This window comes from Burkholderia sp. AU45251 (genome assembly GCF_030482905.1).
GTDB lineage: Bacteria > Pseudomonadota > Gammaproteobacteria > Burkholderiales > Burkholderiaceae > Burkholderia > Burkholderia aenigmatica.
Map to the genome: position 1 here is coordinate 151,829 of NZ_JAUJQH010000005.1, position 23,596 is coordinate 175,424.

The window sequence follows — 23,596 nt, forward strand, 5'->3', positions numbered from 1 at the left end:
TTCCGAACGCATCCATGAGCATCACGGCCTCACACAACGTCCAGTCGATCTGGTACACACGCTGTCCGGTGCCGACGCCGCTCGGCATCGCCGCCCATCTCGGCTGGCTCGACAGCGAATTCGCCGGCGACGGCATCACCGTGCGCGCGCTGCAGGAAAGCCGGCACGCGACGCTGCATCACGCGCACGTCGATCATTCCCTCGACAACGCATTCCGGCAGGGCGGCAGCATTCCGGCGCTATGGGCGCGCGCGGCCGGCGCCGACACGCGGGTGGTCGCGCTGACCTGGATCGACGAGGCGCAAGCGATCGTCGCGCTGCCGGAACGCGGCCTGAAGCGGCCGAAGGATTTGCGCGGGCGCCGCATCGGCCTGCCGCGTCGCGACGGCGAGCGCATCGACATCTTCCGCGCGGCGGCGCTGCGCGGCTTCATCAGCGCGCTGTCGGTCGACGGGCTCGGCCCCGCCGAAGTCGAATGGGTCGACGTGCCCGCGTCGAACCTGCGCGCCCCCGTATCGACGCCGCTCACGCGCGACGCGGCATTCACCCATCCCGCGAGCCTGTCCAGCCGGCGGCTCTATGCGGCCGAAGCGGCCGCGCTCGTGCGCGGCGAGGTCGACGCGATCTACGTGAAAGGTTCGCTCGGGCTCGAAACCGCGTACCTGATCGGTGCGCAGCCGGTCGTCGACATCGGCTTTCATCCCGATCCGCAGATCCGCATCAACAATGGGTCACCGCGGCCGCTGACCGTCAATGCGTCGACGCTCGACAGCCATCCCGACATCGTCAGCCGCTTCCTCGCGCGCGTGACCGAGGTCGACGGCTGGGCGCGCGAGCACGAGCAGGAAGTGCTCGGCTATCTCGGCCGCGAGACGGGATCGGGCCATGACTGGCTGCGGCTCGCCTACGGCGCGGACGTCCATCGGCGGCTGCGCACGGATCTCGACGAAGCGTCGATCGCCGCACTCGACGATTTCAAGCGTTTCCTCGTCGAATGGCAGTTCCTGCCTGCCGACTTCGACGTGCGCGCATGGATCGACCGGCGCGCGCTCGACGGCATCGCGACGCGGTCTCGCGACGCCGCGCGGTGAGCGCGCCGCCACGCGTCGCCGACGCCTGGCGGCGCGAGCGCTTCACTGGCGGCTTCATGCTGCTGGCGCTCGCGAGCGGCACGACGATCAGCATGGCGCAGCTCGCGACGACGCTGTACGCGCTCGCACTTGGGGTCGACAGCGCGCGGCTCGGCATCATCGCCGCGATGGAGCCGCTCGGCATCGCGTTGATGACGCTGCCGGCCGGGCTGCTCGTCGCGCGCTACGGCGCACGGCGCGTGTACTTCGTCGCGAGCATGGGGCCGATGCTGCTCAATCTCGTCGTGCCGTTTGCCGGCGCATGGCCGCTGATTGCGCTCACGCAAGTGTTGATCGGGCTGTGCATCCCGTTCCGGATCGTGTCGATCAACGGCGTGTTTCTCGCGCGTCTCGCGCAGATCGGCCTCGCACGTGCCGGCTGGTACCGCGCGGCGATGTCGGTCGGAACCGGCATGGTCGGGCCGTGGCTCGCGAGCGGGCTGATCGGCGCGCATGGCGTGGTCGCAACGTTCTGCGCGGCGTCGGCGAGCTTCGCGGGCATGGCGCTGTTCAGCCGGACGCTGCTCGGCGACGCGGAGCCTGCGCCGCGCGGTGGGCAACCGGAAACCGGTGGCCTGCGCGCTTTGCTGACACTCGCGTGGAGCCACGACGTGCGCGAGCAGCTCGTGCTGGAGGCCGTGAACAGTGCGACGCGTTCGCTGGCCGGCGCATACACGGTGGTGCTCGCGATCCAGTTGCTCGGGCTGTCCCAGACGAAAGCCGTCGCGCTGCTGACGCTGCAGGGTGTCGTCGCGGTGATCGCGCTGTTCGGGCTGGGGCATGTCGCGCAGCGGATGACGGCGCGCCGTTGCCAGGCGCTCAGTCTTGCCGGCGGCGTGGCCGGGTTGCTCGCGCTGGGTCTCGCGCATGACGCATGGATCGTCGCCGCCGGGCTCGCCGCGCTGTGCGCCGGCTCATCGCTGCTGCATCTCGTCAACATGCAGCGTCTCGGCCGGCACCCGGCCGACAAGAGCCAGGTGTCGAGCCTCTACAACCTCGCGTCGATGACGGGCGCGTTCTGCGGCCCGCTGGCCGGCAGCGCGCTCGTGCCGGTTGTCGGGTTGCAGGCCGTGTTTCTGTGCTGGCTGCCCGTCGTCGTGCTGGTTGCGTTCGCGTTGCGCATCGCACATGGGCGGCGCGATGCATCGCAGCGCGTGACTGCAAAGCTCTCCTGACGACCGTCTGACCGGGTATGGCGTGATCCGCGCGGTGTTGCGTGACAAGCAGTTTGCTTCCCTTCACAGATGCGCATGCAGCAACACCTGCACCGCACGCGCGCCGGAAGCCCCGTGCGACGGGTTTCTCGATGCTGGCATCCGAATTGCAATAGGTACCCCGTGCGTCGCGCACGCACGTGCGTTCAACCGATCAAACAGGATGACTCATCGATGTTCAGGAAAAAACTAATCGTCACCGCGCTGGGGGGACTGCTGACGGGCGGGGCCGTATCGTTGCCCGCATGGGCGGAAGAGGGCGCGGTAACGGCGGCACCGGACGCGAAGCCGGAACAACAGGGCACGGCGGATGCCGCCGTGGCCGCACCGAAGGCGGCCCGCGCGACGCGCGGCACGGCCGCGCGCGAAACGAACCTCGGCACGGTGACGGTGACCGCGCGCCGGCGCAAGGGAGCGCATCCAGGACGTGCCGGTCGCGGTGAGCGCGCTGAGCGGCGACGCGATCAAGAACAACGAGCTGCGCGTGATCAACGACGTGACGAAGTACGTGCCGAACTTTACCGGACAATCGACCGAGGGCCGCGAGCGGCCGCGCTGGTTCCTGCGCGGCGTCGGCAGCAACGATCCGTCGGACCTGTCGCTGAGCCCGGTCGGCGTGTACTTCGACGACGTCTACATCAACAGCGTATTCGGGCAGGGCTTCCCGCTGTTCGATCTCGATCACATCGAAGTGCTGCGCGGCCCGCAGGGCACGCTGTGGGGCAAGAATACGGTCGGCGGCGCGCTCAGCATCACGTCGCAGAAGCCGACCTTCGATGTGAGCGGCTACGGCAAGATCGGGCTCGGCCAGTACAACAGCCGGCTCGCGGAAGCCGCGATCGGCGGGCCGATCGGCAAGAACGACGTGCTGGCCGCACGCGTGTCGGTGTATCACGAGAACGCCGACAGCTTCTACACGAACACCGTGCAGCAAGGGCGCTTCGGCGGCTTCCACGACAACGCGGTGCGCTTCCAGGTGCTGGCCGTACCGACGTCGGATACCGACTTCCTGTTCAACATCCACGGCCGCAACTACACGGGTGGCGGCAACGCATGGCATGCGCAGGGTGCGGGGCCGGGCGGCGCTAACCAGTTCGGCTTCGTCGGGTCGAGCGATCCGTACACGGTGTCGCTCAACGCGCCGTCGAGCGATCACATTTCGACCTGGGGCACGTCGCTCACCGCGCACTGGCGCATCAACCCGGCGGTGACGCTGACGTCGATCACCGCGTTCGAAGGGCTGCACCGCTGGTACCAGGACGACGAGGACTATTCCGCGTTCGACGCCGCACGCTCGCACGATCGCTTGTCGAGCCGCCAGTTCTCGCAGGAATTCCGGCTCGAATCGCCGCAGAGCGACCGGCTGAGCTGGCTTGTCGGCACCCACCTGTTCACCGAGCAACTGGCCGAGCAGGGCGCCGGCGGCGGCCTGCCGGGCTCGCCGTCGCCCGCGTTCTACCACCTGACCGACCTCACGCAGCATACGCAGAGCGCGGCGATCTTCGGCAGCGTGAAGTACCGGTTCACCGACCGCTTCAACGTGACGGGCGGGCTGCGTTACACGATCGAGCGCAAGAACATCAACCTGACCGGGCTGCAGGACACCGGCAACGTCACGTTCAGCAATCCGGGCAGCTGGTGGGAGCCGTCGTCGGTGTCGTCGCCGCTGGCGGTCAGCGCAAGGCAGAACCAGACGAACACGTGGCGCGCGCCGACCTGGGATCTCACGCCCGAATACGCGCTCAGCAGCAACGTGCGTGCGTATTTCCGCTATGCGCGCGGCTTCCGGTCGGGCGGCTACAACGGCAACGCATATACGCAGAGCACGGTGTCGACCGTATCGCCCGAGTACCTGACCGATTACGAGGCCGGCATCAAGAGCGAATGGTTCGACAAGCGGCTGATCGTCAACGCGAGCGTGTTCCACTACGACTATCACGACATCCAGGTGTTCGCGCTCGCGCCGAACCCGTTCGGCGGCCCGCCGGTATCGACGCTGTCGAATGCGGGGCAGGGGCGCGCGGATGGCTTCGAGCTGGAGCTGAAGGCGCAGCCGGTCAACAGCCTCTACCTGTTCGCGAACCTCGGGATGCTGAACACGCGCTACACGGAGTTCCGCAACGTGCCGACCGCCGTCGGCAACTCGTTCGCGCGCGCGCCGCATACGACGCTCAACGCCGGCTTCGACTATCGCGTGCCGGTGTCGTTTGGCACGCTGACGGCCGGCGGCGACGTGAATTACCGCAGCCGCGAATACTTCAGCGCGACGCGGCAGACGATGCCGCAGCTCTGGCAGGGCGGCTACACGGTGCTGAACGCGCACGTGTCCTACACGACGCCGAACCAGAAGTACATCGTGACGGGCTACGTGACGAACCTGACCAACAAGGTCTACAAGAAGCTCGAGCTGCTGCCGTCGTATGGCGCGTATCCGGCGCTGTACGGCGATCCGCGCACGGTCGGGATCACGCTGACCGCAAAGATCTGACGGGCGGCAGGCGACGCGGTGGCGAGCCGCGTTTGCCGCGCGTCAGATCAGCAGCGACAGTGTCCTGAACAGCGCGAGATCCGCCTTGCGTGCCGATCGCGCATGGCGGCGGATCACGTGCAGCAGGCAGTCGATGAAGCAGCGCGCGGCGTCGCTCAGCGTGCTGCTGCGCCGCGTGACGATCCCGAGGTCGCGCGGCTCGAAGGTTTCCTTCAGCTGCAACGCGCGCATCCGTTCGCCGAACGGCGGCACGGCCGCGAGGATCGTCGGGCACCAGGTGCACATGTCGGCCTGTTCGAGCATCGTCTGCAGCATCGCCACCGACTGCGCGCGCACGATGCGCCGTTCGTCGATTTCGGCACCATGGCGGGTGAACAGGTAGTCGACGAGCGCGGCCTGCCCGTCGGCGGCGAAATTCAGCACCCAGTCGTTCTCGACCAGGTCGTGGATCGACCGCGCGTGCTCGCGCGGATGGCCGGCGCGAACCATCACCGCGGTTTCGTAGCGCAGCATCGGCTCGAACGCGAATTCCTGCGTGCCGCCGGGTTGCACGTGCCCGAGCGCGAAGTCCATGCTGCCGTCGCGCAACAGCGGCTGCGCGACGGCCATCAGCGCTTCGTAGAGTTCGAGACGCACGTCGGGCATCTGCTCGCGAAAGCGCAGCACCGTTTCCGCGAGGAAGGTCATCGTGAGCCACGGTGTCACGCCGATGCTCAGCCGGCCTTCGACGCGGCCACGCATGCGTTCGAGATCGCTCTGCGCGTGTTCGAGCTGCTTCAGCACGAGCTTCGCATGCGTGAGCAGCGTCTTGCCGTAGTCGGTGAAGCCGATCCCCTCCGGTGCGCGGACCAGTAGCGGCAGGCGTTCGCTGGCCTCCAGTTCGCGCAGCGCGCGCGTGACGGCCGCCTGCGACAGCCCGAGGGTGCGCGCCGCGCCGCGAATACTCCCGGCCTCCGCGCTCGCGACGAGCGCCTGCAGCTGATGCAGCTTGATCGTGCTCATGGTGCGATACCCGACAACGAAAGGTTGTCATCATAACGAAACCGCGGCTGTTCGCCGGGATTTTCGCTGCCTACGATGCGGTCACGATCGGTCATTCGGGCGATCGGCAACCGGAATGCATCGAGGAGAATCGGGGTTGGACCACAAACCTATCCTGCCGGAAATGGCGGCCATCGAGACGGAAATGATCGCGCTGCGCCGCCGGCTGCACGCGCATCCGGAGCTCGGCTTCGAGGAACATGCGACGAGCGACCTCGTGGCCGGCTGCCTGACAACGTGGGGTTATCGGGTGACGCGCGGGCTCGGCGGCACGGGCGTGGTCGGCACATTGACGCGCGGCGCCGGGAAACGGCTCGGGCTGCGCGCGGACATGGACGCGCTGCCGATCCGCGAGACGACCGGACTGCCGCATGCGAGCCGGTGCGACGGCGTGATGCACGCATGCGGTCACGACGGCCATACGGCGATGCTGCTCGCGGCGGCGCGCTGCGTGGCCGAGCGCGGCCGCTTCACGGGCACGCTGAACCTGATTTTCCAGCCGGCCGAGGAAGGGCTCGGCGGTGCGAAGCGGATGATCGACGACGGGCTGTTCGAGCAGTTTCCGTGCGATGCGGTGTACGCGATGCACAACGTGCCGGGCTTGCCGGCTGGCGTGCTCGGTTTCTGCGACGGCCCGGCGATGGCATCGGCCGACGAGGTGCGCGTGCGCGTGATCGGGCGCGGCGGGCATGGCGCGGCGCCGCATACGACGATCGATCCGGTGGTCGTCTGCGCGTCGATCGTGATGGCGCTGCAGACCGTCGTGTCGCGCAACGTGAATCCGCAGGAGCTGGCGATCGTGACGGCCGGCTCGATCCATGCGGGCACCGCATCGAACGTGATCCCGCCGCATGCGGAACTCGCACTCAGCGTGCGTGCGCTGTCGCCGGACGTACGCGCGCTGCTCGAACGGCGCATTCGCGAGATCGTGCACGGGCAAGCCGCGAGCTATGGCGCGACGGCCGAGATCGACTATCGGCACGCGTACCCGGTGCTCGTCAATCACGCGGCGGAAACCGCGTTTGCGCGCGACGTCGCCCGAGAATGGGGCGGCGATGGCGCGCTGATCCCGCATCTGCGGCCGATCGCGGCCAGTGAGGACTTCGCGTTCATGCTGAACGCGTGCCCCGGCAGCTATCTGTCGATCGGCAACGGCGACGGCGCCGCGGGATGCGGGCTGCACCACCCCGGCTACGACTTCAACGACGCGTGCCTCGCCACGGGCGCGAGCTACTGGATTGCGCTGGCGGAACGCTACCTCGCGTGACGGGCCTGCACGATTTTGACTGACGATTCACACAAGGAAGGAGACTGGCAATGAAGCAATGGAAACGGATGGCAGTGCTCGCGATGGCGCTGGCGGCAAGCGCGGCGCACGCGGGCGACTGGGCGGGCAAGGAGATCCGCCTCGCGGTCGATCCGACTTACCCGCCGCTCGAATACAAGCTGCCCGACGGCACGCTGACGGGCTTCGGAATCGACATCACGAATGCGTTGTGCGCGGAGCTGCATGCGCGCTGCGTGTGGGTCGAGTCGAGTTTCGACGGGATGATTCCGGGGCTGCTCGCACGCAAATTCGACGTGATCGCGTCGTCGATGACGATCACGCCGAAGCGGCAGCAGCAGATCGCCTTCACGAACCGGATCTCGAATGCGCCGGCGCGCCTCATCGCGCGCAAGGGTTCGCCGCTGCTGCCGACGGCCGACGCGCTGAAGGGCAAGCGCGTGGGTGTCGAGCAGGGCTCCGCGCAGGCGGACTACGCGGTCGCGAACTGGCAGCCGGCCGGCGTGCAGATCGTGTCGTACCAGAACCAGGATCAGGTCTATGCAGATCTCGTGACGGGCCGGCTCGACGCCGCGTTCCAGGCATCGATCGCAGCCAGCGACGGCTTCCTGAAGAAACCGCAGGGCAAGGATTTCGCGTTCGTCGGTGCGGCGATCGACGACGTGAAGTATTTCGGACAGGGCGACGGGCTCGGGCTGCGCAAGCAGGACAACGACCTGCGCGACGCCTTCAACCGCGCGCTCGCGACGATCCTCGCGAACGGCACGTACCAGCGCATCAACAAGAAGTACTTCGACTTCGACATCTACGGCGCGAAGTAAGCTGCGATGCCCGCCAAGCGGGCAGTCACGAAAATATCAATAAGGAAAACGAATGAACTGGAGATCGTTATTCGTCGCGATTCCGGCGCTGTGTGCAGCGCCCGCGTTCGCGCAGGGCAGTGTCACGCTGTACGGCCTCGTCGATGCAGGCATCGACTACACGAACAACGTCGGCGGCCACAGCGCGTGGCAGATGGCGAGCGGTTTCGCGCAAGGCAGCCGCTGGGGGCTGAAGGGCACCGAGGATCTGGGCGGCGGCTACAGCGCGCTGTTCCAGATCGAGAACGGCTTCAACGTGAACAGCGGCACGCTTGCACAGGGCGGCCGCATGTTCGGGCGGCAGGCCTACGTCGGCCTCGGCAGCGCGCGTTTCGGCACGTTGACGCTCGGCCGGCAATACGATGCGGTGGTCGACTATCTCGCGCCGACGACCGCGAACGGCAGTTGGGGCGTCTACCCGTTCTCGCATCCGCTCGACAACGACAACACCGGTAACACATTCCGCGTGAACAACACGGTCAAGTACGCGAGCCCGGATTTCGCCGGCTTCTCGTTCGGCGGCACGTACAGCTTCAGCAACGACACGGGCTTCGCGAACAACCGGCAGTGGAGCATCGGCGCGCAATATGAGCAGGGCGGGCTGCTCGTCGGCGCGGCCTTCCTGAATGCGGACAACCCGGGTGCGACGTCGGGCGGCGCGATCGCGGGGTCGGGATCGGTCGGCGCCGATGCGAACTTCGCGTCGGCGCGGCTGCGGATCTTCGGTGCGGGCATCAACTACACGGCGGGACCCGCGACACTCGGGTTCGCGTACACGAACGGCAACGTCACGCGGCCGACCGCGAATGTCGGCTACCTGTTCGGCGACGAAACGATCGAGCCGGTGACCGGCCCGCTCGCGGGCGGCACGGTGTCGTCGATCAAGTACCAGAACTTCGAGGTGAACGGCAAATACCAGTTCACGCCATCGCTGTTCGTCGGTGCGCAGTACGTGTACACGACGGTGCGCTACGACGCGACGACGGGCAGCGCGAAGCCGAAGATCCATTCGCTCGGGCTGATGGCCGACTACAACCTGTCGAAGCGCACGGACGTGTACCTGATGGGCGCGTATCAGCGGGTTGCGGGCGATGCGACGGGCTCGTCGCTCGACCAGGCCTATATTCCCGGTGCGGCGGACTTGTCGTCGACGTCGAAGCAGCTGATGGTTCACGCGGGGATTCGTCACAAGTTCTGACGGGGCGATGCGGAAGAGGCGTTGAGGCGGCGGGCCAAACGGCCCGTCGCCTCGACGCGCTTACTGCGCGACGCGAATCACCACCTTGCCGAAGTGCTGCCCCGACTGCAGGTACGCATACGCCTGCGGCGCTTCGTCGAAGCCGAACACGCGATCGACCACCGGCTTGATCTGCTTTGCGTCGACGAGCCGCACGACGTCGTCGAGCATCGTGCGGCTGCCGACCATGATGCCGTGCAGCTGCCGGATCCCGCCGATCAGCGACAGCAGCCCGAGTTCGGGGCCGCCGAAACTGCTGAGGCCGCCGATCACCGATACGATGCCGCCCATCTTCGTCGCGGCGACCGAGCGCGGCAGCGTATCCTTGCCGCCGACTTCAACGACCAGATCCGCCCCTGCGCCGCCGGTGAGCCCCAGCACTTCGTGCTGCCATTCGGGCGTCGCGCGATAGTTGATCGTTGCGTCCGCACCAAGTGCGCGGGCGCGTTCGAGCTTCGCATCGCTCGACGACGTGACGATCGTGCGCAGCCCCGCCGCATGCGCGAGCTGCAGCGCGACGATCGACACGCCGCCCGTGCCGAGCAGCACCACGGTGGCGCCAGGCCCCAGGCCGCCGTCTTCGAACAGCGCGTTCCAGGCGGTGATGCCCGCGCACGACAGCGTCGCCGCCTCGTCGTAGTTCAGATGCGCGGGAATCGCGACCAGCGCGGCTTCGTCCGACACGAAATGTTCGGCCAGCACGCCGTCGAATTGCGCGCCGGGCGACCCGGAGACTTTCTGCGGCGTCGGCGGCCCGTCGAGCCAGTGCGGAAAGTACGTGTTGATCACGCGATCGCCCGGCTTGAAGCGCGTGACGTCGCGGCCGGTTTCGATGACTTCGCCGGCGCCGTCGGCAACCGGAATCAGCGCGTCCGTGCCGATGCCGAGATAGTCGCCGCGCGCGAACATCAGGTCGCGATAGTTCAGTCCGGCCGAGTGGATCTTCACGACGACGTCGGTCGGCCCGACCGCGCGGCGCGGCGCGTCGATGCGCCGAAGCCCGGCCACGCCGTCGCTCGGTTTCAGTTGCCATGCGTTCATGTCGGCTCCTTTTCGAGATAGAGCGGACTATCATAGTGTTGCGCACGGGGACGCATTGGCGATAAATCGGCCGATGACTGTCGCCTGTACGGACACAAACCTGTGACCCAATGGAGCGTAATCGCATGGATGAGCGGCTGAGAGGCGTGGCCGAATTTGTCGACGTGGTGGAGTCAGGCAGCTTTGCGGCGGCGGCGCTGCGGCTCGGCGTGACGCGCTCGGCCGTCGCGAAGGTCGTCGCGCGGCTCGAACGCCGTCTCGGCGCCCGGCTCCTGCAGCGCACGACGCGCCAGCTCGGCCTGACCGACGAAGGGCTCGTCTATTACGAGCAGTGCCGGCGGCTGCTGGCCGAACTCGGCGAGACGGAGGCCGCGCTCGACGCGGGGCAGCGCGAGCCGGCGGGGCGGTTGCGCGTCAGCGTGCCCGTGCTGTTCGGGCGGCAATGCGTGGCGCCCGTCATGCGGCGCCTCGTGGAGCGCCATCCGCGGCTCGAAATCGACGTGTCGTTCAGCGATCGCGTGGCCGATCTGGTCAACGACGGCTTCGACATCGCGGTGCGCATCGGCGAGCTGGCCGATACGAGCGCGCTGGTCGGCCGGAAGCTCGGCGTGCAGCGCATGGGCATCTGCGCGTCGCCCACGTATCTCGAACGTCATGGCCGACCGGCGGGGCTCGACGCACTCGCGTCGCACGTCGGCATCGCGTATTCGCGCGGCGGGCAAGCGACGCCGTGGCGGGTCGTCGGCGCGGACGGCGCGGTGCACGACCATCGCCCGGCCGGCCGCCTGCGGCTCGACGATCTGCAGGCGATCGCCGATGCCGCCGCCGCCGGCGCGGGCCTCGCGTGGCTGCCGTGCTGGCTGATGGCGCCTTACCTGCGCGACGGCCGCCTCGCGCTCGTGATGGACAGCAACAGCGTGTCGGGTGCCGAGGTGTCCGCGGTGCGGCCGGCATCGCGCCAGGTGCCGTCGAAGGTGCGCGTCGTCATCGATGCGCTCGTCGACGAGATACCGCGCATGCTGGCGTCGGACGATTGAGGCGTGACGCGTCGAGCCGTGGCGATCGCGACATCCCCACGACGCATGATCGGCTGGCGCGGCGTATGATCGTCGCAGCCGAATATCCGGGGGGCACGTCGTCATGAAGCGGGAACCGCAGGTTGTCATCGTCATCGGCACGGCAGTGACCGTACCGAGGCTCGCCTGTCATCCGGCCCGCCGGTGATGCGCGGGCCCGCACGCGGCCCCGGCGCGAGCGGGGCAGACTTCCCTCCGGCCACCCGACGCGAGCGCGCATGACGACGATCGATACCCCGAAGGCCGCACGGCAACCGGGCTGGTTGCGCATCGCACCCGCGCTGTTCCTGCTCCTGTGGGCAAGCGGCTTCGTGTTCCTGAAGCTCGGCTTGCGCTATGCCGATCCGCTCACGTTCCTCGCACTGCGCTATGCGTGCGTCGTCGCGCTGCTCGCCGGCCCGTTCCTTTGGCTGCGCCCCGCGTTGCCGCGCACGAGGCGCGCATGGCGCGATCTTGTCGTGGTCGGCCTGTTGCTGCAGGCCGGTTATTTCGCGTTCACGTACCTGAGCCTCAAGCTCGGCATGTCGGCCGGCGCCGTCGCGCTCGTCACGTCGCAACAGCCGATTCTCGTCGGATTGCTCGCGCCGATGATTGCCGGCGAGCGCGTTGGCGTGTTGCGCTGGATCGGCCTCGCGCTCGGCGCCGCGGGCGCGGTGCTGGTGATTCTCGCGCGTTCGTCGGTCGACGTCGCGTCGCCGTGGGCGCTCGCGTTCGCGCTGTTCGCGCTCGCGTGCATCACCGGCGGCACGCTGTGGGAAAAACGCTTCGGCACCGACGTCCATCCGGTCACCGCGAACCTCGTGCAGTACGCAGTCGGCCTCGCGGTCACGGCACCGCTCGCGTTCGCGCTCGAACCGATGCACGTGCAATGGACCGCCGGGCTCGCCGGTTCGCTCGCGTACCTCGTCATCTGCAACTCGCTGATCGCGATCTCGCTGCTGCTCGCGATGGTGCGCTATGGCGAGGCGTCGCGCGTGTCGGCGCTGTTCTTCCTGATTCCGCCCGCGACCGCGCTGATCGCGCTGGTGGCGCTCGGCGAGACGATCGGCGCGCTCGCATGGCCGGGCATGGCGCTCGCGGCCGCAGGGCTGTTTCTCGTGATGCGCTACTGAACGCACGCGGGACGCAACTCGCCGCGCGCATCTCACATATCGAGACGACGTCCCGGTCATTGACGCGAAATTCACACGGCTCCTAGACTGGCCTGGATGACGCCGCGCTTCACGCGGCGCGACGCCGCCGCCGTGCGCGCGGCGACCGTACCGTCCCGCGAGACGGGCGAGACGAACCAGGAGACACACCGATGACCGCTGCCGCCCCGCAGTTGCACGCCGCGACGATGCGGCGCCTGAACCTGCGCCTGATTCCGTTCCTGATGCTGCTGTATCTCGTCGCGTATATCGACCGCTCGAACATCTCGGTCGCGGCGCTGCAGATGAACGCCGACCTCGGGTTGAGCGCCGGGATGTACGGGTTGGGCGCGGGGCTGTTCTACGTGACCTACATCCTGTTCGAGGTGCCGAGCAACCTGTTCCTCGCGCGCGTCGGCGCACGCCGCTGGATCGCGCGGATCATGATCACGTGGGGCATCGTCGCAGCCGCGATGAGCACCGTCCATACGCCGGGGCAACTCTATGCGATGCGCCTGCTGCTCGGCGCGGCGGAAGCGGGGTTCACGCCGGGCATCATCTACTACCTGTCCGCGTGGTATCCGCCGAGCGACCGTGCACGCGCGATGTCGTTCTTCTATATCGGCGCGACGCTCGCGTCGGTGATCGGGCTGCCGCTGTCCGGCGCGCTGCTGAACCTGAACGGCGTGCTCGGCATCGAGGGCTGGCGCTGGCTGTTCCTGCTCGAAGGCGTGCCCGCGCTGCTGCTCGGATTCGTCGTGCTGCGCCGCCTGCCCGACACGCCCGCCCATGCGCGCTGGCTGCCGGCCGACGAACGCGCGTGGCTCGAAGCGACGCTGCGCGACACCGCGCCGCGCGAGCACCTGTCGCACGGCGTCGCGCTGCGGCGTGCGTTCGGCGACGGCAAGGTGTGGGCGCTCGCCGCGTTCTGGCTGCTGCAGGCGTTCGGCACGATCGGCCTCACGCTGTTCCTGCCGCTGCTCGTGAAGAGCCTGTCGGGACAATCGAGTTTCGCGGTCGGCAGCCTGTCCGCGCTGCCGTTCCTGTTCGCGTGCGTCGCGATGTACGTGAACGGCCGGCGTTCGGATCTCGGCGGCGAACGCGCGTTGCATCTCGGCGTGCCGATGCTGCTGGCCGGCGCGTTGCTGATTGCGGCGATCTATACGCCGACGCTGCCCGTCGCGTATGCGCTGCTCGTGCTCGCGGTCGGCTTCAACTGGGCCGCGACGCCCGTGTTCTGGGCCGTGACGACCGAATACGTGTCGGGTCTCACGGCCGCCGCGTCGATCGCGCTGATCAACGCGGTCGCGAACATCGCGGGGCTCGCGTTGCCGCCGGTGATGGGGCGGATCAAGGACGTCACGCAATCGTACGACCTCGCGCTGCTGCTGGTCGCGGTCGCGCTGCTGGCCGGCGGCGTGCTCGGATTGCGGGTCGCGTCGCGGCGTGCGATGCAGGTGGCGGCGGGGCGGGTGGGCTGACCACCGCCGCGTGCGCCGATGCCGGATGCGTCACGCGGCGGGCGCGTGCCTGGCAAGTGCTGTGACGCGCCGATTCAATTCGCCCCCCGGTCCGGATTACGGTCCACCGAATACTCCGCTTGCTCGCCGTTGACGTGCAGCACCAGCGTCGCGTTGCAGATATCGCTCGAGTCGACGCTCAGCCGCAGCGTCGCGAGCGGCCGATCCTCGCCGCCGGCGAGCCGCGATTCGCCGGCGCGCGTTAGCGATGCCGAGCCCGTGCCGCCAGTTTTCGTGATGCGCAGGCTGAACGACACGTCGACCGGCGTTGGAAACGACTGGCGATGCGGAAGCGGAGCGAACATACCGTGTTGCTACAGCCGCACCCGTAGCGACACGACGTCATTCCCGTTACGCACGTAGAATCGTCCAGCGAAAGCGCAGGTTCCGGGCTTCCGCCCCCGGAAACGCGCTTCCACGCCATTCATGTGAACGGACTTCGGGAGCACTCATGTCATCTCGCACGTATCTCGTCACCGGCGCATCGCGCGGCATCGGCTTTGCGGTCAGCGCATTGCTTGCACGGCGCGGCCATCGCGTCATCGGCCTCGCGCGTCACACGCAGGACATCGGCTTTCCCGGCGAATTGCTCGCGTGCGATCTCGCCGACGTCGAGCGGACCGCGGCAACCCTTGCGCGCATCGGCGAGCAGTATCAAGTCGACGGCATCGTGAACAACGCCGGCATCGCGTTGCCGCAGCCGCTCGGGCAGATCGACTTCCAGTCGCTGCAGGCGGTGTTCGATCTCAACGTGCGGGCTGCGATCCAGGTCACGCAGCACTTTGCGGATGCGATGAAGGCGCGCGGCTACGGACGCATCGTCAACGTGTGCAGTCGCGCGATCTTCGGCAGTCTCGATCGCACTGCGTATTCCGCCGCGAAGAGTGCGCTCGTCGGCTGCACGCGCACGTGGGCGCTCGAATTGGCCGAGCATGGCGTGACCGTCAACGCGGTGGCGCCGGGGCCGATCGAGACGGAACTGTTCCGGCAGACGCGGCCCGTCGGCAGCGAAGCCGAGCGCAAGGTGCTCGCGACGATTCCCGCGCGCCGGCTCGGCACGCCCGACGACGTGGCGGCCGCGATCGCGTTTTTCCTGTCGGACGAAGCCGGCTTCGTCACGGGGCAGGTGCTGGCCGTGGATGGCGGCGGCAGTCTCGGCGGGCGTAGTTGAAGCAGCGGTTGAAGCATTCGGCTCGGTAGACGCGAGGCTCGGCAGCGGCCGGCTTCGACACGCAATCCGGGCGCGCGCATACGCGTGCGCTGATGGCGCGCATGCGGCCTGCGCGCATATTCCGCCACCCCGATAGCATGTGACGAATCCGACTTTGGGCGCCGCGCGCGCGACGCTAAGATCGCCGATCCTGTAGATCGAGCGTTCCAGAGCAATGAAAAAGTCCGCTTCGCCGTTGCATGCTTTTCGTTTCCGTGTCGTCTGCGCCGCGATTGCCGGTGCGCTGTCGCTCGCATCGTGCGGCGGCGTCGACAGCGATCCGCCGTCGTCACCGGCCAGCACCACGCCGCCGCTGGCTCAGAAACGCCCGAACATCCTGTACATCATGGCCGACGATCTCGGCTATTCCGACATCCATGCATTCGGCGGCGAGATCAACACGCCGAACCTCGACGCGCTCGTCGCGTCGGGCCGCATCCTGTCGAACCATCACACGGGCACCGTCTGCGCGATCACGCGTGCGATGCTGGTGTCCGGCACCGACCACCATCTCGTCGGCGAAGGCACGATGGGCGTGCCGACCGACGAACGGCGCGGGCTGCCCGGCTACGAGGGCTACCTGAACGATCGCGCACTGTCGTTCGCACAACTACTGAAGGACGCCGGCTACCACACGTACATCGCGGGCAAGTGGCACATCGGCTCGGGAATCGTCGGCAGCGCGACGGGCAGCGGGCAGACGCCCGACCAGTGGGGTTTCGAGCGCAGCTACGTGCTGCTCGGCGGCGCGGCGACCAATCACTTCGCGCACGAGCCGGCCGGCTCGTCGAACTACACCGAAGACGGTCGCTACGTGCAGCCTGGCCAGCCCGGACAGCCGGGCGGTGCGGGCGGCAGCCCGGCCGTGTTCTATTCGACCGATTTCTATACGCAGAAGCTGATCTCGTACATCGACTCGAACCAGCGCGACGGCAAGCCGTTCTTCGCGTACGCGGCCTACACGTCGCCGCACTGGCCGCTGCAGGTGCCCAATCCGTGGCTGCACAAGTACGCGGGCGTGTACGACGCCGGCTACGACGCGATCCGCAACGCGCGGATCGCGCGGCAGAAGGCGCTCGGCCTGATCCCCGCCGACTTCAAGCCGTTCGACGGTCTGCCGGAAACGACGGCCGCGTCGCCCGCGACCGCGAACAACGGCACGGCCGGCGCGAAGTACGTCAGCGCGGTGCATTCGGCCGCGGACGGCTACAGCGATTATGGCCCGGGCAAGGTCGACAAGCTGTGGTCGAGCCTGTCGCCGGCCGAGCGCAAGGCGCAGGCGCGCTACATGGAGATCTATGCGGGGATGGTCGAGAACCTCGACTACAACATCGGCCTCCTGATCCAGCACCTGAAGGACATCGGCGAATACGACAACACGTTCATCATGTTCCAGTCGGACAACGGCGCGGAAGGCTGGCCGATCGACGGCGGCGCCGACCCGACCGCGACCGATACCGCGAACGGACAGGAGCCGATCTACTCGACGCTTGGCACCGACAACGGCAAGCAGAACGCGCAGCGCCTGCAGTACGGGCTGCGCTGGGCCGAGGTGAGCGCGTCGCCGTTCCGGCTCACGAAGGGCTATTCAGCCGAAGGCGGCGTATCGACGCCGACGATCGTGCACCTGCCGGGCCAGACGCAGTCGTTGCCGACGCTGCGCGCGTTCACGCACGTGACCGACAACACGGCGACCTTCCTCGCGGTCGCGGGCGTCACGCCGCCGTCGCAGCCGGCGCCGCCGCTCGTCAACACGCTGACGGGTGTCGACCAGAACAAGGGCAAGGTGATCTACAACAACCGCTACGTGTATCCGGTGACGGGCCAGTCGCTGCTGCCGGTGCTCATGGGTTCCGCGACGGGCGAGGTGCATACGACGCCGTTCGGTGACGAAGCGTACGGCCGCGCGTACCTGCGCAGCGCCGACGGCCGCTGGAAGGCGTTGTGGACCGAGCCGCCGCTCGGGCCGCCCGACGGTCACTGGCAGCTGTACGACCTCGCGTCGGATCGCGGCGAGACGACCGACGTGTCCGCGCAGAACCCGTCGGTGATCAGCACGCTCGTCGACCAGTGGAAGACCTACATGAGCAACGTCGGCGGTGTCGAGCCGCTGCGTCCGCGCGGCTACTACTGATCGCGGGGACGACACGATGCAGTTCCGGTTCTGGACGATCGGCGCGGCGCTGGCCGCCACGCTGTTCGCCGCCGCGTTCGCGGCCGGCTATGCGAATCCTGTCGCACCGGCGGGCGATGCGTTCGACGACGCGAATCGCGGCCGCGCGCTCGCGCCGCTCGGCTCGGAGCGGCAGTGCGAGCGCTACTCGGGACTGCCGGCCGGGTGGCGCGACGACGCGAAGGCCGGGATGGTGCACCTGCACGGCGGCGCGTTCGTGTTCGGCAGCACACGCGGCTACGCGGACGAGCGCCCGGTCGGCGACGGCCGTACGCGTGTCGGCGGGTTCTGGATCGACCAGACCGACGTGACGATCGCGCAGTTCGCCGCTTTCGTGCAGGCGACCGGCTACGTGTCCGAGGCCGAGCAGCAGGGCGGGGCGGCGGTGTTCCACGTGCCGACGCGCGACGAGATGAACGCGCGCGACCTTGCGTGGTGGTCGTGGGTGAAGGGCGCGTCGTGGCGCCATCCTCGCGGGCCGGGCAGCGGCATCGACGGGATCGGCAACCTGCCGGTCACGCTCGTCACGCAGCGTGATGCGCTCGCGTATGCGCACTGGCTCGGCCGCGACCTGCCGACCGAGGCCGAATGGGAATACGCGGGCAAGGCCGGCCGCGACGATGCGTCGCTCGATGCCGCGCCGCGCGACGCGCAGGGCAAGCCGGCCGCGAACTACTGGCAGGGCGTGTTCCCGGTGCTCGATACGGCCGAGGACGGTCACGCGGGGCTCGCACCCGTCGGCTGCTACGCGGCGAACGGGTTCCGGCTCTATGACATGATCGGCAATGCATGGGAATGGACGAAGGACGCGTACACGGGCCCGCACCAGTCGCATACGAACGGCGACACGGCGGCCGTCGCGCCGCCGACGCGCCGGCACGATACGCCGATGGTCATCAAGGGCGGCTCGTTCTTGTGCTCGCGCGACTACTGCGTGCGCTATCGCGCGTCGTCGCGCGAACAGCAGGAAGCCGATCTCGGCGCGTCGCATATCGGGTTCCGCACGATTCTGAGGGATGCAACATGAAGCGCGTCCGGCATTGCGTGGGGGCGTGGCTGATCGTTGCGTGCGGGGGCGTGCATTCGGGCTCGACGATTGCAGCCGAATCAGTCGCTCCGGCCGTGCGCGTCGGCGTGACGCGCGGCGTGCATGCGCAGATCCTGGGCGAAGTGAAGCGGGTCGCCGCGTCGCGAGGGTTGGGTGTCGACGTCGTCGAATTCGACGATGCGTCGCGCATCGACACGGCGCTGGCCGACGGCCGGATCGACGCGGCCAGCTTCGAGGATGCGCAACAGCTTGCCGCGACACGCGCGCAGAAACGCTACGCACTGGCCGACATCGCGCCGACCGTCACGCTGCCGATGGCGCTCTATTCGCGCAAGCTGAAGAACCTGAACGAACTGCAGCCCGGCGCGACGGTCGCGATTCCGGCCGATCCGCGCGGGATGGCGCGTGCGCTCGTGCTGCTGCAGAACGACACGCTGGTGACGCTGCGCGAGCAGGCGGGCCTGCACGCGACGTTGCGCGACGTGACCGGCAACCGGCTCGGGCTGAAGCTCGTCGCACTGCGCCGCGATCGCCTTTATGCGGCGCTCGACACGGCCGCGTTCGTCGCGATCGACAGCGACGATGCCGCGCGCGCCGGGCTGCAACCCGCGCGCGACAGCATCAGCATCGAGGATGCGCGCTCGCCGTATGCGAACGTGCTGACGGTGCGCGATGCCGATCGCGCGAAACCGTGGGTGACGCGGCTCGTCGCTGCCTATCATTCGGACGACGTCGCGCGCTTCATCCTCACGCGCTACCAGGATTCGGTGCGGCGGCCGTGGTAGACAGCTACCTGCTCGCGTGCAACGCATGCGGACGCTGCTGCAACAGCGCGCCGACGCTGTCGTTGCGCGAACTGTTCCGCCATCGGCATCGCTTCGTCGGCGCGCTGACGATCCGTCGCGTACCGAAGCGGCGGATTGGCGAGCGCTGGCGTGCGGGCGGCCGCGAGCACGCGCTCGATGCAGAAGATGTCGCGGCTTCCGATGCGCTGGCGGAGCGGTTGTTTCATCGCACCGGTGGCGCGGGGGCCGAATGGATCGCGTTGACGCTGCAGGGCTACGACTATCCGTCGCTCGGCCGGTGCGCGGCGCTGGCCGACGATGGCCGCTGCAGCGTGCATGCGGACAAGCCGTCAATCTGCAGCGCGGTGCCGCTCGATCCGATGCTGCCGGACCGGTTGCAGTCCCGTGTACCGGCCGCGCGGCGCGACGATGCGGGATGGCTTGGCGCGAACTGCATCGTCGAACCGGCGAGCGCGCACGCTTCGGTCGAATCGTCATTCCCGATTCCGCTGGTGACGGCCGGACAGGTCGCGGACCGCACAGCGCTCGACGCGTATCGCGAAGCGCTCGTGTTCGAGCGCGCGGTGTGGCGCGATGCGGTGTTCGCGTCGTGGGTCGGCGGCGGGCAGGACGTGCAGCACGCCGTGTCGCGGCTGGCGCCCGGCGGCTACCTGACCGTGTCGATCGTGCCTGTCTTGCTGGCCGTCGCACCGGTATCCGAGCATTGCCGCACACGCTGCATTGCGTTCATCGATGCACAACTCGCGTTGATCGGTATGAACATCGAAGCGGCACTCGCGCGGCGACATGCCGACGACCGGCCCGCGACGCGCGAGCTGCGCGGCTTCGCGCAGGCGCTTGAACGTGCGCGGCAGGCACTGGTCGCGCCGCCGGTGCTCGCGACCGGCGTGCGTGAGGACGCACCACGCATCGACGCGTGGCTCGCCGACCGTCCCGACCTCGATACGCTCGCTGCGTAACCATCCCGAAACACGACACGTGCCTTACAATCGGCGCTCTTTCAATTGCTTTCGATGGAGCGGGCATGTACGCGTCGACCTTCATTTTCCGAGCCGGGCAATACGACGACGAATTCCACCGGCTCGACCGGCAGATCGCCGACATGGCGCGCGCGACGCCCGGCTATCTCGGCGAGGAGACGTGGGAGAACGCCGAATCGGGGCTGATCCAGAACGTCTACTACTGGGAGTCGGAGGCTGCGCTGCAGCAACTGATGCAGCACCCGGCGCATCTCGAGGCGAAGACGAAGCAGGCGCGCTGGCTGGACGGCTATCGCGTGGTGATTTCCAAAGTGTTGCGAGAGTATGGCGACGGCAAGCTCACGCAGCCGCATGCGGGGCAATCCGCGTGAATGGCTGTCTGATTCATTTCTTTCGCATTACGGATAAATAACAAGGTGCCGCACTCGGCAGCCCGTGTTTGCGCACGGGTTTCCGCGAGATCGCGTGCAATCAATTCTTCATCAAGCATGGCTAAGGTGGCGAGGCTTCACGTCGTCAGTCTGTCCACCAACAACGTCCTCACTCGATGTCGTACGGAGCCTTGTCCATGCCGAATTTCGCCTTGTCCGCGAAGCGCCGCCGCGCGCTGCGCGATCGTACCGTTCCTGTCTTCGCACTCACGCTGATCGCCGCGAGCATCGGCGCGCAGGCTGCCCCGCATGACGACAGCGGCGACAGCCGTTTTGCGCCGGGGTTCGTGCCGGGCTTCCTGGTGCTCAGCCGCAGCGTGTACGACAACGTGTCGAGCAACGTCCAGCCCGGCGCGATCCTGCCGCCGAACTGCGCGAAGACGACCGGCGGTTGCGGCGCGGCTGCCGGCGCGCCGAACGACGGCACCTATCCGACCGTGTGGAACAACGACCGCTACGACGGCAGCTTCGGCATCACGTCGCGCATCTTCCTCGACCAGATCACGCCGGCCGGCGGTGTCGTCAGCACGCTCGAAGTGCCGAACAGCCTGCACAAAGGCTTCGCGCACGACCAGATGGTGACGAGCTTCAGCTCGAAGTCGGAACTCGGCCTGCACCTGTCCCTCGACGGCAGCTATCTGACGTTCATGGGCTACGTCGCGCCGGTCAACGCGATCGACGTGTCTAACTCGAACACGCCGCTCGCGGTCGATACGACGAACTCGGACGGGCAGAACGTCTATCGCGCGATCGCGCGCGTCGATCGCCACGGGCATTTCCGCTTCACCGAGACGAACGCGTACAGCGGCAACAACGGCCGCGCGGCGATCCTGAACAATCGCGACGGCCGCGAGATGTACTACACGTCGGGCAACGCCGGCAACGGCTCGAACCCGCAACCGGACAACGTGATTCTCGGCGCGGGTGCGCAGCTCGTCGACGGCGCGAAGCATCACGAAGCGCAACAGGATCCGGGCGTGCCGACGCCGCTCGCGAGCTTCTCGGTCACCGAACTCGGCGCGAAGGCCGACAAGATCGGCAAGGACGACAACTTCCGCGGCATCGCGGTGCACGACAACGTCGTGTACTACACGAAGGGCAGCGGCGGCAACGGCGTGAACACCGTGTACTTCGTCGATACGACCGGCACCGCGTGCCCGTCGGGTGTCGGCGTGCCGTCGCCGAAGGCCGTGCTGCCGACGGCGCCGCTCGCGTACAACGCGGCCACGCTGCAGACGACGGGCCTGCCGAACAACATGTGCGTGCTGGCCGGCTTCCCGGCCACGCCGAACAAGACTGCGACGACGCTCTCCTATCCGTTCGGGATCTGGTTCGCCGACGCGAACACGCTGTATGTCGCGGACGAAGGCGACGGCTACACCGGCGGCGCGGACCTGTACACGCACGCGGCTGCGCAGACGACGGCGGGCCTGCAGAAGTGGGTCTACGACGCGGGCGCGAAGCAGTGGAAGCTCGCCTATACGCTGCAGAACGGGCTGAACCTCGGTCAGCCGTATTCGGTTGCCGGCTACCCGGTGGGCAACAATTCGGCGACGGGCCTGCCGTGGGCACCGGCGACGGCCGGCCTGCGCAACCTGACGGGCCGCGTCGAACGCGACGGCACGGTGACGATCTGGGCGATTACGTCGACGGTCAGCGGCAATGGCGATGTCGGGGCGGATCCGAACCGTCTGGTTGCGGTGCGTGACGTGCTGAAGAACACGAGCGCAACGACGGCCGCGCACGAGCAGTTCGCCGTGCTGCGGACTGCGAAGTTTGCGGAAGTGCTGCGGGGTATCGAGTTCGCGCCGGGGACGGATACGGGGCGGTCGCACTGAGGCGGGCGGGGCTCGGTTGAGGCCGGGCTGAAGGCGAACGCGGCCGCCCGATATCGGCGGCCGCGTTTAGTTGGTCTGCTTTGTCCGTCGCCTGGCGAGCGGGTTTTCCCTGTGCGCTCCAGGTCCGAAAAGGCAGGGGGGCGAGATTTCAATAGCTTGAGCACTTCTTCGTGCCGGTGCAACTCGCCCGTTGGGTTTTAGCGTTCCGCCAGATTGAGCTCGCAAGTACGAATTCAATCGGATGCTTCTCATGACCGTTCCTGATATTCCTCGAACCACATCCACCGACCTGGCTCAAACAGGTTCGTGTACTGGTTTCGTTCCTCTTGCTCCCGAGGGGTGAGCTTGCGGACATTGGGAAATTTTTGTCCCTTCCAGATCAGATGAATATCCGAATTGGAAGTCTTGGTGTATCCCTGCCATATCCCGGTTTCTGGGCACAGCATGTCCGTACACAGATTCATCAACTCGTATTTGTAGCGCTTGGCCTGTTGCTCCTCCAAGCGGCGCTGCTCGCGTTCCTCCGGTGTCAAGATTTTGTATGTGCGGCGTATTTCGACTATCCATAATTGCTGCGGAGATGATCCATCTAGCGGATTTATGTAACCAAGATCGACATCGATCGGAAATTTACTACCCGGAATATCTTTCGAACGGTAGCGAAAGGACTGCAAATTAGGAGCGTCGGGGGTACGCGCCCTTATTTCATTCCCGTATCTGCGATTCCCTCGATGATCAATCCAATAGTCCTCTAGCTGGAGAAGCGATTTGATTTCCGTGTCAGGCAGATTGGCAACCCTTATGTCGAGGACAATCCTTACCCCAGCCGGAACAATTTTCACCTTATCGCGATCATCGCTGTAGTCTTCCGGATCGTCTCCGGTGGAGAGTTCAATCTCTGTTCCGCGCAGCGCGCGATTTGCATATTTATAAAGAAACCCTTTTGCAGGAGGGTGCGTCCATGTTGTGTAGTTTGTTCCGAAGACAACATATTCGGGGTCGTACGACGCATCATCACGCAGGATCGCCATTGCTGTTTTAAGGATGGTCCGCAGCACGACGCGCTGCTCTTCGTCGGTCGTCTGCAT

20 protein-coding genes are annotated in these 23,596 nt (G+C 67.3%); 16 read left to right on the forward strand and 4 right to left on the reverse strand.

Translation table 11 applies throughout. The annotated features are described in order from the left end of the window. Nucleotides 1-14: 14 nt before the first annotated feature. From QZM67_RS14135 to QZM67_RS14145, 3 genes are all read left to right on the forward strand, one after another. Nucleotides 15-1,091, forward strand: a complete 1,077-nt coding sequence (locus tag QZM67_RS14135; protein WP_301804022.1) for an ABC transporter substrate-binding protein — start codon at nucleotides 15-17, stop codon at nucleotides 1,089-1,091. Then, nucleotides 1,088-2,305: an MFS transporter gene (locus tag QZM67_RS14140; protein ID WP_301804023.1), complete on the forward strand. Its 1,218-nt coding sequence runs from the start codon at nucleotides 1,088-1,090 to the stop codon at nucleotides 2,303-2,305. Before QZM67_RS14135 ends, QZM67_RS14140 begins: the two co-directional genes overlap by 4 nt. Nucleotides 2,306-2,783: 478 nt before the next feature. Then, nucleotides 2,784-4,832 carry a TonB-dependent receptor gene (locus tag QZM67_RS14145; protein WP_301804024.1) on the forward strand — a complete coding sequence of 683 codons (2,049 nt, stop codon included), beginning with the start codon at nucleotides 2,784-2,786 and terminating at the stop codon, nucleotides 4,830-4,832. Between the two features lie 42 nt (nucleotides 4,833-4,874). Here QZM67_RS14145 and QZM67_RS14150 read toward each other — a convergent pair whose 3' ends face one another. Continuing rightward, nucleotides 4,875-5,834, reverse strand: a complete 960-nt coding sequence (locus tag QZM67_RS14150) for a LysR substrate-binding domain-containing protein (protein ID WP_043178440.1) — start codon at nucleotides 5,832-5,834, stop codon at nucleotides 4,875-4,877. 184 nt (nucleotides 5,835-6,018) lie between these two features. On the opposite strand from QZM67_RS14150, the gene QZM67_RS14155 reads away from it, so the two are divergent. From QZM67_RS14155 to QZM67_RS14165, 3 genes are read left to right on the forward strand one after another with little or no spacing between them, the layout of a single operon-like run. Continuing rightward, a complete protein-coding gene (locus tag QZM67_RS14155; protein WP_301804284.1) occupies nucleotides 6,019-7,140 on the forward strand; it encodes a M20 aminoacylase family protein in 1,122 nt (373 codons plus the stop codon). A 50-nt stretch (nucleotides 7,141-7,190) separates the two neighbouring features. Beyond that, complete coding sequence (locus QZM67_RS14160) at nucleotides 7,191-7,979, forward strand: ABC transporter substrate-binding protein (RefSeq protein WP_089453677.1); 789 nt, start codon at nucleotides 7,191-7,193, stop codon at nucleotides 7,977-7,979. A 52-nt stretch (nucleotides 7,980-8,031) separates the two neighbouring features. Beyond that, nucleotides 8,032-9,216: a porin gene (locus tag QZM67_RS14165; RefSeq protein ID WP_301804026.1), complete on the forward strand. Its 1,185-nt coding sequence runs from the start codon at nucleotides 8,032-8,034 to the stop codon at nucleotides 9,214-9,216. Nucleotides 9,217-9,276: 60 nt separating this feature from the next. Here QZM67_RS14165 and QZM67_RS14170 read toward each other — a convergent pair whose 3' ends face one another. Beyond that, nucleotides 9,277-10,296, reverse strand: coding sequence for an NAD(P)-dependent alcohol dehydrogenase (locus QZM67_RS14170; protein WP_301804028.1), 1,020 nt, complete (start codon nucleotides 10,294-10,296; stop codon nucleotides 9,277-9,279). A gap of 125 nt (nucleotides 10,297-10,421) precedes the next feature. Between QZM67_RS14170 and QZM67_RS14175 the strand changes: the two genes are divergently transcribed. The 3 genes from QZM67_RS14175 (at nucleotide 10,422) to QZM67_RS14185 (ending at nucleotide 13,983) form a co-directional block, all read left to right on the forward strand. Then, nucleotides 10,422-11,333, forward strand: a complete 912-nt coding sequence (locus QZM67_RS14175) for a LysR family transcriptional regulator (protein WP_301804029.1) — start codon at nucleotides 10,422-10,424, stop codon at nucleotides 11,331-11,333. Between the two features lie 257 nt (nucleotides 11,334-11,590). Continuing rightward, nucleotides 11,591-12,484 carry a DMT family transporter gene (locus tag QZM67_RS14180; protein ID WP_175025662.1) on the forward strand — a complete coding sequence of 298 codons (894 nt, stop codon included), beginning with the start codon at nucleotides 11,591-11,593 and terminating at the stop codon, nucleotides 12,482-12,484. Nucleotides 12,485-12,675: 191 nt separating this feature from the next. Then, nucleotides 12,676-13,983 carry an MFS transporter gene (locus tag QZM67_RS14185; protein WP_301804031.1) on the forward strand — a complete coding sequence of 436 codons (1,308 nt, stop codon included), beginning with the start codon at nucleotides 12,676-12,678 and terminating at the stop codon, nucleotides 13,981-13,983. Nucleotides 13,984-14,057: 74 nt separating this feature from the next. Here the strand turns inward: QZM67_RS14185 and csgH are convergent, their stop codons facing one another. Further along, entirely contained in the window at nucleotides 14,058-14,327 is a 270-nt protein-coding gene (gene csgH, locus QZM67_RS14190) for a curli-like amyloid fiber formation chaperone CsgH (RefSeq protein WP_175025664.1), read from the reverse strand. Between the two features lie 146 nt (nucleotides 14,328-14,473). Between csgH and QZM67_RS14195 the strand changes: the two genes are divergently transcribed. The 7 genes from QZM67_RS14195 to QZM67_RS14225 all read left to right on the forward strand — a co-directional run bounded on the left by QZM67_RS14195 (nucleotide 14,474) and on the right by QZM67_RS14225 (nucleotide 22,508). Beyond that, nucleotides 14,474-15,193 (forward strand): SDR family oxidoreductase, encoded by a 720-nt coding sequence (locus QZM67_RS14195; RefSeq protein WP_301804035.1) that lies wholly within the window; start codon nucleotides 14,474-14,476, stop codon nucleotides 15,191-15,193. Between the two features lie 214 nt (nucleotides 15,194-15,407). Continuing rightward, nucleotides 15,408-17,366, forward strand: a complete 1,959-nt coding sequence (locus QZM67_RS14200) for an arylsulfatase (protein ID WP_301804037.1) — start codon at nucleotides 15,408-15,410, stop codon at nucleotides 17,364-17,366. Nucleotides 17,367-17,382: 16 nt separating this feature from the next. Next, the gene (locus QZM67_RS14205) at nucleotides 17,383-18,432 is read left to right on the forward strand and encodes a formylglycine-generating enzyme family protein (protein WP_301804038.1); all 1,050 of its coding nucleotides are present in this window, start codon (nucleotides 17,383-17,385) and stop codon (nucleotides 18,430-18,432) included. Next, nucleotides 18,429-19,238, forward strand: a complete 810-nt coding sequence (locus QZM67_RS14210; protein ID WP_301804040.1) for a MetQ/NlpA family lipoprotein — start codon at nucleotides 18,429-18,431, stop codon at nucleotides 19,236-19,238. The genes QZM67_RS14205 and QZM67_RS14210 overlap by 4 nt, the downstream gene beginning before the upstream one ends. Beyond that, nucleotides 19,232-20,218, forward strand: coding sequence for a YkgJ family cysteine cluster protein (locus QZM67_RS14215; protein ID WP_301804044.1), 987 nt, complete (start codon nucleotides 19,232-19,234; stop codon nucleotides 20,216-20,218). Before QZM67_RS14210 ends, QZM67_RS14215 begins: the two co-directional genes overlap by 7 nt. 65 nt (nucleotides 20,219-20,283) lie before the next feature. Further along, the gene (locus tag QZM67_RS14220) at nucleotides 20,284-20,610 is read left to right on the forward strand and encodes an antibiotic biosynthesis monooxygenase (protein ID WP_039354446.1); all 327 of its coding nucleotides are present in this window, start codon (nucleotides 20,284-20,286) and stop codon (nucleotides 20,608-20,610) included. A gap of 197 nt (nucleotides 20,611-20,807) precedes the next feature. After that, nucleotides 20,808-22,508, forward strand: a complete 1,701-nt coding sequence (locus QZM67_RS14225) for a hypothetical protein (RefSeq protein WP_301804047.1) — start codon at nucleotides 20,808-20,810, stop codon at nucleotides 22,506-22,508. A gap of 248 nt (nucleotides 22,509-22,756) precedes the next feature. Here the strand turns inward: QZM67_RS14225 and QZM67_RS14230 are convergent, their stop codons facing one another. Next, entirely contained in the window at nucleotides 22,757-23,596 is an 840-nt protein-coding gene (locus QZM67_RS14230) for a hypothetical protein (protein ID WP_301804049.1), read from the reverse strand.

Coding starts and splice junctions, on each gene's coding strand:
- QZM67_RS14135 (WP_301804022.1), top strand. CDS start 15: ATGAGCATCACGGCCTCACACAACGTCCAGTCGATCTGGTACACACGC.
- QZM67_RS14150 (WP_043178440.1), bottom strand. CDS start 5,834: ATGAGCACGATCAAGCTGCATCAGCTGCAGGCGCTCGTCGCGAGCGCG.
- QZM67_RS14155 (WP_301804284.1), top strand. CDS start 6,019: ATGATCGCGCTGCGCCGCCGGCTGCACGCGCATCCGGAGCTCGGCTTC.
- QZM67_RS14160 (WP_089453677.1), top strand. CDS start 7,191: ATGAAGCAATGGAAACGGATGGCAGTGCTCGCGATGGCGCTGGCGGCA.
- QZM67_RS14165 (WP_301804026.1), top strand. CDS start 8,032: ATGAACTGGAGATCGTTATTCGTCGCGATTCCGGCGCTGTGTGCAGCG.
- QZM67_RS14170 (WP_301804028.1), bottom strand. CDS start 10,296: ATGAACGCATGGCAACTGAAACCGAGCGACGGCGTGGCCGGGCTTCGG.
- QZM67_RS14175 (WP_301804029.1), top strand. CDS start 10,422: ATGGATGAGCGGCTGAGAGGCGTGGCCGAATTTGTCGACGTGGTGGAG.
- QZM67_RS14180 (WP_175025662.1), top strand. CDS start 11,591: ATGACGACGATCGATACCCCGAAGGCCGCACGGCAACCGGGCTGGTTG.
- QZM67_RS14185 (WP_301804031.1), top strand. CDS start 12,676: ATGACCGCTGCCGCCCCGCAGTTGCACGCCGCGACGATGCGGCGCCTG.
- csgH (WP_175025664.1), bottom strand. CDS start 14,327: ATGTTCGCTCCGCTTCCGCATCGCCAGTCGTTTCCAACGCCGGTCGAC.
- QZM67_RS14195 (WP_301804035.1), top strand. CDS start 14,474: ATGTCATCTCGCACGTATCTCGTCACCGGCGCATCGCGCGGCATCGGC.
- QZM67_RS14200 (WP_301804037.1), top strand. CDS start 15,408: ATGAAAAAGTCCGCTTCGCCGTTGCATGCTTTTCGTTTCCGTGTCGTC.
- QZM67_RS14205 (WP_301804038.1), top strand. CDS start 17,383: ATGCAGTTCCGGTTCTGGACGATCGGCGCGGCGCTGGCCGCCACGCTG.
- QZM67_RS14210 (WP_301804040.1), top strand. CDS start 18,429: ATGAAGCGCGTCCGGCATTGCGTGGGGGCGTGGCTGATCGTTGCGTGC.
- QZM67_RS14220 (WP_039354446.1), top strand. CDS start 20,284: ATGTACGCGTCGACCTTCATTTTCCGAGCCGGGCAATACGACGACGAA.
- QZM67_RS14225 (WP_301804047.1), top strand. CDS start 20,808: ATGCCGAATTTCGCCTTGTCCGCGAAGCGCCGCCGCGCGCTGCGCGAT.
- QZM67_RS14230 (WP_301804049.1), bottom strand. CDS start 23,596: ATGCAGACGACCGACGAAGAGCAGCGCGTCGTGCTGCGGACCATCCTT.